The organism is Streptococcus downii, assembly GCF_004353325.1.
In the GTDB taxonomy this organism is placed as follows: Bacteria; Bacillota; Bacilli; order Lactobacillales; family Streptococcaceae; genus Streptococcus; species Streptococcus downii.
In genome coordinates, this window is the sequence record NZ_MZNX01000008.1 from 1 (window position 1) to 1,417 (window position 1,417).

Here is a 1,417-nt window from a genome sequence, read left to right on the forward strand (position 1 = left end):
GTGGATAGCTTAGGCAGTTACGAACTTCAAATTCCAGCTGGAACCAAACTCCCTGCTCATAGCTATCTAGGAATGAAGCTTGACCGTATCCATCAGATCAAGAGCATCCAGCTCCAAGGCCAAGCCAACCCTGCTCTTAGCCTAGAGTATTCTGCAAATGCGCAAGAGTGGACGTCAGCTAGCCAGTTGAAAGACAGATCTGTCGCAACCCACTTGGTACGTTATGTTCGTCTGGTCAACAAAACGGATCAGGAACAAGCTGTGACAGCCACTTCTCTCCTTGTGACAACCAAAGAAGTACAACCAACCAAACTAGAATCTACAACTATGGGCATTCATCCAACATACGGCAGCAATGATGTTCGTAAACTGAACAACCTAGATCAACTATTTGACGGTGTTTACAACAACTTCGTTGAGTTTTCAGACTATGCCCATAAAGATGGTCATGTAACCTTGAAACTTGGTAGCGAACGCACGATTAAGAAAATCAGAGCCTACATCCAAGACGGAACTCAAAACTATCTTCGTGATGGTAAGATCCAAGTCAGCCAAGACGGTAAAACTTGGACAGATGTCGTGACAGTAGGAGATGGTGTGGCCAATAGTCAACACGATGATTCATTGACAGATGGTTGGACACATGATTCTAAGATGCCAGGAAATCGCTATATCGAGGGTGAATTGACGACACCAGTCAAAGCCAACTATCTCCGTGTTCTCTATACTGCAGACTATGATGCTCGTTTTGTAGGCTTTACAGAATTGGTCATCAATGATGGTGAATTTGTCAAACCAATCAATGATCCGACAGTAGAAGGAAACAGTGGAGAAAGCCAAGGCAATCTCTACAACAATCTTGTAGACGGAAAAGTCTTGACCAGCTACAAGTCTGAAAAAGACAAGGGCGAATTGGTGTATCACTTATCTGAGCCAACCAATGCCAACCACCTTCGTCTCGTTTCCAGTCTTCCTGAAGGAGCGAAAGCACGTGTTCTTGCTAGAACACTCAAGGATGGCCAAGACAGTTGGACAGACCTCGGTGCCATTACATCTAGTCTCCAAACCTTCGCTATCCGAAATGGTGGCTCTCTTCTAGACGTCAAATTAGTCTGGGAAGGTGGCAAGGCTGAGTTTTATGAATTGGCGAGCTTCTATCAAGAATTAACAGAGGAAGCTGTTCAATCAAGCAAGGGTGAAGAACCAGCACCCGTTCTTGAGGTTCCTGAATTCACAGGTGGTGTCAATGCAGTTGAAGCCCTAGTACATGAACTTCCAGAGTACACAGGCCCACTTAGTACAGCAGGAGATCAGCCGGCACCGATAGTTGAGAAACTAGAGTTTACAGGTGGTGCGAACGCGGTAGAAGCAGCAGTACATGAAGTACCAGAGTACACAGGTCCACTTGGTACAGCAG

1 protein-coding gene is annotated in these 1,417 nt (G+C 45.7%); it reads left to right on the forward strand.

Features of this window, described 5'->3' with window-relative positions; translation table 11 throughout:
- Window positions 1–1,417: SIALI-17 repeat-containing surface protein (locus tag E2R31_RS04325; protein ID WP_243701289.1), on the forward strand; the 1,417-nt coding region annotated here is incomplete at both ends.